Origin of the sequence: Actinomadura kijaniata NBRC 14229 (assembly GCF_001552175.1) — a bacterium.
GTDB classification, from domain to species: Bacteria; Actinomycetota; Actinomycetes; order Streptosporangiales; family Streptosporangiaceae; genus Spirillospora; species Spirillospora kijaniata.
This window is the reverse complement of sequence record NZ_BCQR01000299.1, coordinates 1-5582: the sequence shown is the minus strand read 5'-3', so window position 1 is coordinate 5582 and position 5582 is coordinate 1. Positions and strand designations below refer to the sequence as shown.

Here is a 5582-nt window from a genome sequence, read left to right as displayed (position 1 = left end):
CGCCGGGCCGACGCCGTTGCCGCCGAGGCCGAGCCGGACGGGCCGGTCCGGGTCGGCGGCCCCCGCCAGCGTCCGCGCGCCCGCGTCGCCCAGATGGTTGGCGGGCGCGTACACCTCGCGCACCCCCGCGTCCCGCACGAGCGCCGCCAGCAGGTCGGCGGCGTCGGGCCCGAACCCGTTGCCGCCCAGGAAGATCCTCTCCAGTGGCCGGTCCCGCGCCACCAGCGCCTCCAGCAGCGCCCGCAGGCCGTCCGCGGACAGCCCGGTGTTGACCAGGTCGAGCGTGCGGATCGCGGTGTTGCGGCGCAGCATCGCCGCGACCGCCCGCGCGCCCTCGTCGCCGACCGGGTTGCGCTTGAGCCACAGCGCCCGCACGGTCCCGTCGGAGGCCAGCCGGTCGGCGAGCGCGGCCGCGCCCGCCGCGTCGATGCGGTTGCAGCCCAGGTACAGCGTCTCGACGCCGTGGCCCGGCGCCAGCGCCGCCGCGATCGTCCGCGCGCCCTCGCCGCCCATCGCGTTGGTGCCCAGCAGCAGGTGCGCGGCGTGCGGGGACGCCACCGCCGCCGGGACCAGCCGCGCCACGCCCGCCGCGCCGAGGCCCTGCTTGCACAGGTCCACGCGGCCGTCGGCGCGCAGCGTGCCCAGCGGGAACGTCTCGTCGTCCGCGACCGGCGCGGCGTCGGCCAGCCGCGCCAGCAGCGGATCCAGCCCGGCCGGGTCGGCGGGCGGGACGTCGGCGTGCTCGATCGCCGGGCAGCGCACGGGGGTCGGCTGGTTGCTCACCACGGGGCCATCACCACTCCACCGGTCGGTAGTCCTTCAGGAACAGGCCGGACAGCCGTTCGCCGCCGCCGACCCCGCGCACCACCGGGTCGTAGACCCGCGCCGCGCCGTCGATCACGTCCAGCGGCGGCCGGAACCCCACCGCCCGCTGCGCCTGCTTGCTCGGGTGCGGCCGCTCGTCGGTGACCCACCCGGTGTCCACGCTGGTCATGTGGATCCCGGACGCGGCGTAGTCGGCGGCCGAGGTGCGGGTCAGCATGTTCAGCGCGGCCTTGGCCATGTTGGTGTGCGGGTGCCGCACCGTCTTGCCCCTGCGCGAGAAGCTGCCCTCCATCGCCGACACCTGCACCACGTACCGGTCCGGGAACGGCGACGCCTCCATCAGCCCGCGCAGCCGGGAGGTCAGCAGGAACGGCGCGAACGCGTTCACCATCTGCACCTCCAGCCACTCGGCCGGGTCCACCTCGTGCAGCCGCAGCACCCAGCTGTTGCGGTCGCGCAGGTCGAGGGGCTGCCCGGTCTCGTCGACGCGGCCCGCCGGGAACAGCGCCTCGTCGGCGGGCACCGGCAGCGCCGGCGTTCCGCCGGGCGCGCCGTCGCCGCCGGTCAGCGCGATCCGGGCGGCCGTGCCCGCCAGCGGCTCGGCCTCGGCCGCCCGGACCTCGCGGTGGTAGGCGGCGGGCCGCCGGATCGTCTGGGCGGCGTTGTTGACGAGGATGTCGAGGTGGTCGAACCGCTCGTGGACGGTCTCCAGCAGCCGCGCCACGCCGGGCAGGTCCAGCAGGTCCACGCCGTGGACGTGCAGCCGGTGCAGCCACTCGGCCGAGTCGGGCACGGCCGCGAACCGCCGCGCCGCGTCGTGCGGGAACCGGGTGGTGACCATCACCTCGGCCCCGTCGCGCAGCATCTTCAGCGCCGTCCAGAACCCGATCTTGATCCGGCCGCCGGTGAGCAGCGCGCGGCGCCCGCGCAGGTCGCACCGGGCGTGACGGCGCGCGACGTTCTCCGCCGCGCACCCGGGGCACATCAGGTGGTAGTCGGGATGGACCTCCCGGTAGGGCTGCTTGCACACGTAGCAGCGCCGGTCCGCCCGCAGCCGCCGGGCCTCCCCGCGCGGCGTCCCGGCGGCGGGGGCCTCGACGGCGGGCCGTTCGAAGCCGGGGTCCTGCTCGCGGAACCGCGCGCTCTGCGCCAGCGCCTCGCGGTCGTGCCGCCGCCGCTCGTCCAGCCGCGCCGCCTTGCGGGCCTTCTTGCCCGACCGGTACAGCTGCGCGGCGGCCTCGTGCACCGGACGCCAGCGCGGGTCGTCGGGGTCGGTGCCCCGGGCCCGCGCCAGCACCCGCAGGCACGTCTCGATCTCGGCGGCGTCCGGCAGGACCTCCGGGCCGTCGCCCCCCGCCGCCGCACCGGCCGGGCTGGGGAGGGACGACACGGCGCTCCTTCGCGGCTCCTTCGACGTTCTGGGGCAAGGCCGGCCGGATTCGAACCGGCGTCCTCCAGCTTGCAGCTCGGGCGCGACGACCTCTGCGCTACGGCCTTGCCGTGCGGCAGCATAGCGGCTTGATCCGACATTTCCCGCATCACTGCTCCGGGGTGGGATCGACCGGATTCGAACCGGCGTCCTCCGCCCTGCGAAGGCGGCGCGACGACCTCTGCGCTACGACCCCGCGCGGGGCGGACCGGCCGGATTCGAACCGGCGTCCTCCCGGTTTTGGAGACCGGGCGCGACGACCTCTGCGCTACGGTCCGCCGCACGCCAGCATAGGGTCACATGAACCGGGAGCTCCGCACGGGACCGGTGTAGGGGCACCGGTCACGCGGCCCGGCCAGCCAGTGCCCCGCGACGGCGGCGGCGAACCGCGCCAGGTCCGCGTCGGTGCCGCCGGGCGCGACCTCGTCGCCGGTCTCCGGACCGGCCTGCGCGATCTCCTGCGCGATCATCTCGGCGGGCCGGTCGTCGGCCGGGACGGTCTCCGGCTCGCCCTCCCGCACCATGCGCATCCGCTCGCCCCACGGCGTGACGGCCACCTGGTGCAGCAGCCCCGACATGTCGGCGCTGACGGCGGGCGGGTCGGTCCAGCAGGTGGCGTGCTCGTACAGGACCTGCCCGGGGGCGCGGTCGTGCAGGGCGCGCAGGGAGTCGTCGTCGGCGTCGTTCAGGTCGAACGCGACCACCACCGTCTCGGCGGCGTCCGGCCGGAACGGCGCGGCGGGCAGCCCGAGCACCCGCGCGGCGACCAGCCCGAGGATGTGCGAGGACCGTTCGGGGAGCAGCGACACCGACCGGGGCCGCACCCCGGTCGCCTCCAGCACCGCCCGCAGCCGCAGCAGCCCGCGCACGCAGCTCCCCGGGCTGACCTGCGTGTAGGCGTAGCGCCCGACCATGCCCTCGTCGTAGCCGTAGGGCGAGATCTCGCCGAGCAGCCCGCCGGTGAGCGCGAAGTGCCAGCCGCGCAGGTCGCGTTCGTCCATGAGGCCGGCGCCGTGCGCCGCGCGGGCCCGTCCGACCATGCGCCGCAACCGCCCGTGCGCCCACGCGAACCCGTCGTCGGGCGGGGCGGGCAGCGCCGCCAGCTCGCGGTCGGCGATCTCCAGCCCTCCCGCCAGCAACGCGTTGAACGCCAGCAGGTACCGGTCGGGCCACGGCTCCAGCGCCGCGTCGTGCGCCTGGAGGACCTCCACGGCCTCGCGGTGCCGCTCGGCCCGCTCCAGCGCCGCCGCGAGCTCCCGCAGCACCGGCGGCGCCCCGCCGGTCAGCTCCAGGGCCTCCCGCAACGCCGGGACGCCCAGCTCGGGCACCCCGCGCTCGATGCAGGCGTACCCGAAGTCGTAGAGCGCCTGCGGGGAGGCGGGCTCCCGCACCACGGCCCCCGACGCCTCCCGCAGGTCGTCGAACCCCGACAGCGCGGCGGCGCCCTCCACCAGCCGCGCCACCTCGACGACCGGCAGCCCCTCCGCGGTGAACCGCAGATGCCGGATCAGCCCGCCGACGTCCCCGGCCTCCAGGAGCTCCCGCCCCTTGACGATCTCCTCGCTCATGCGCCCGCACCCTAGCGACTCCCGCCGCCGATCCCCGCACGGTTTTCGGACCGGGACGTTTGGGACGGGCGGAACGGGTACGGCGGATGCGTCCGCAAGCGTCGCGAGAGGGGAAGGCGATGACGACCCAGAAGGTCCCGAACACCGCCGGGATCGGTGTCCCGCAGAGCTCGCCCGAGGAACTGCACGACGACGGCGTGCGCACGCGCGAGAACCTGGACTCCGGCGGGAGCGGGCTCGGGGGCAAGCCCGCCGTCTGGTCCGGCGCCGGGACCGCCGGTGCCCTGGCCGGCGCGGTCGCGGTGTACCTGTGGTGGCGGCGCCGCACCAGGATGAGCCGCTGGGACCGGGCCCGCCGGCAGGTGGACACGCTGGCGGCCAAGGCCGGCGCCGGGGCGAAGGCCGGGGCCGGGATCGCCCGCGAGCAGGCGGTGGTCCAGGGCTCCAAGGCCAAGGCCGTCGCCGCGGAGAAGGCGGCCAGGGCCGCGGCGCGCGTCCGTTCGTGACCGCGGCCGGGCCCTGGCCACCGGCTCCAGGGCCCGCTTCGGAGTGGGCCCAGCCACGCACGCGAGCGCGCCACCTGCCCCGCGGGCCCGACGCCGAAGGCGAGGACCCGCGGGTCAGCTCGCGCAGCGATGCCGCGCCCGCCAAGCCCTGGCGAGAAGCGGGCTCCAGGCGAGCACCACAGGCCAGGGCTCCTGACCCACGGACTAGACGTTCGAGCCGTTCAGGGCGCGGGCGGCCAGGATCGCGGCGCCGTGCATCGCGGCCTGCGCGCCGAGTTCGGCGAGCGCCAGCGGCGGCGGCTCGCGGAACGTGAAGCGCGCCGCCAGCCGGTCGGCCAGCGGGACGGTCAGGCGCTCCCCGCTCCCGGCGAGCCCGCCGCCCAGCACGACCAGGGACGGGTCCAGCAGCATCGTCGCCGCCGTGAGCGCGTCGGCGAGGGCGTCCAGGGCCTCCTCCCACACGCGGGCGGCGACCGGGTCGCCCGCGGCGGCCCGCGCGAGGACGTCCTCGGTCCGCAGCGACGCGTCCCCGTAGCGGCGGGGCAGCGCCGAGGCGGAGGAGTAGACCTCCAGGCAGCCGGCCTGACCGCAGGCGCACGCCTCGCCGCCGGGCCGCACCACCATGTGGCCGATCTCGCCGCCCGCCCCGGTCGCGCCCGGGTACGGCGACCCGTTGATGATCATCGCGGCGGCGATCCCGGTGCCCAGCGGCACGAACAGGAAGTCGCCCCGGCCGCGCCCCGCGCCGTGCGCGGCCTCGCCCAGCCCGCCGGTGCGCACGTCGTGCCCGAGCCCGACCGGCATTCCGAGGCGGGCCTCCAGCAGGGCGCGCAGGGGAGTGTCGCGCCAGCCGAGGTTGGCCGAGTAGACGGCGGTTCCGGCCGCCTCGTCCACGATGCCGGGAACGGCGACCCCGGCGGCGACCGGCGCGTTCCCGGCCCGTTCGGCCAGCTCGGCGGCGAAGTCCCCGACGGCGGTGACGACGGCGTCCGGCCCGCGCTCGCGTCCGGTGGAGCGGGACTCGGCGAGCAGCACGGTCCCGTCGGCGGCGACCAGCCCGCCCTTCATCGACGTTCCGCCGACGTCCAGCGCGACAAACGTGTTCATGGGTTCCATTCCGTCCGGGGATCGGCCGGAGCATAGCCGGTCGCGGGGTGCCGCGACCGGCGCGCGGGTCTCAGGCGGCCAGGTCGTGTCCGGCGGCGACCCGCCCGCCGCGCGGCGACGCGGGGGCCGCGGCGGCGCGGGTGGGCC

General features: G+C 77.0%; 5 protein-coding genes and 3 tRNA genes. 1 reads left to right on the top strand and 7 read right to left on the bottom strand.

The annotated features are described in order from the left end of the window. From AKI01S_RS47915 to AKI01S_RS47890, 6 genes are all read right to left on the bottom strand, one after another. The coding region (locus AKI01S_RS47915) for a leucine-rich repeat domain-containing protein (protein ID WP_218010094.1) at positions 1-783 on the bottom strand (783 nt) is incomplete at its 3' end. 10 nt (positions 784-793) lie between these two features. Continuing rightward, the gene (locus AKI01S_RS47910; RefSeq protein ID WP_245682097.1) at positions 794-2215 is read right to left on the bottom strand and encodes an SDR family oxidoreductase; all 1422 of its coding nucleotides are present in this window, start codon (positions 2213-2215) and stop codon (positions 794-796) included. Positions 2216-2249: 34 nt separating this feature from the next. Continuing rightward, positions 2250-2322, bottom strand: a tRNA-Cys gene (locus tag AKI01S_RS47905). Positions 2323-2377: 55 nt separating this feature from the next. Continuing rightward, positions 2378-2450 (bottom strand) — tRNA-Ala (locus AKI01S_RS47900). Positions 2451-2457: 7 nt separating this feature from the next. Next, positions 2458-2532, bottom strand: a tRNA-Trp gene (locus tag AKI01S_RS47895). 18 nt (positions 2533-2550) lie between these two features. Further along, positions 2551-3822, bottom strand: coding sequence for a hypothetical protein (locus AKI01S_RS47890; RefSeq protein ID WP_067833625.1), 1272 nt, complete (start codon positions 3820-3822; stop codon positions 2551-2553). 119 nt (positions 3823-3941) lie between these two features. Here AKI01S_RS47890 and AKI01S_RS47885 point away from each other — a divergent pair, with 119 nt between their 5' ends. Continuing rightward, the gene (locus AKI01S_RS47885) at positions 3942-4328 is read left to right on the top strand and encodes a hypothetical protein (RefSeq protein ID WP_067833622.1); all 387 of its coding nucleotides are present in this window, start codon (positions 3942-3944) and stop codon (positions 4326-4328) included. A gap of 204 nt (positions 4329-4532) precedes the next feature. Here the strand turns inward: AKI01S_RS47885 and AKI01S_RS47880 are convergent, their stop codons facing one another. Then, entirely contained in the window at positions 4533-5435 is a 903-nt protein-coding gene (locus AKI01S_RS47880) for an ROK family protein (RefSeq protein ID WP_067833619.1), read from the bottom strand. Positions 5436-5582: the final 147 nt, after the last annotated feature.

Bases quoted from the DNA above. Each gene is read 5' to 3' on its own strand.
- AKI01S_RS47880 (WP_067833619.1), bottom strand. From the start codon at position 5,435: ATGAACACGTTTGTCGCGCTGGACGTCGGCGGAACGTCGATGAAGGGC.
- AKI01S_RS47890 (WP_067833625.1), bottom strand. From the start codon at position 3,822: ATGAGCGAGGAGATCGTCAAGGGGCGGGAGCTCCTGGAGGCCGGGGAC.
- AKI01S_RS47885 (WP_067833622.1), top strand. From the start codon at position 3,942: ATGACGACCCAGAAGGTCCCGAACACCGCCGGGATCGGTGTCCCGCAG.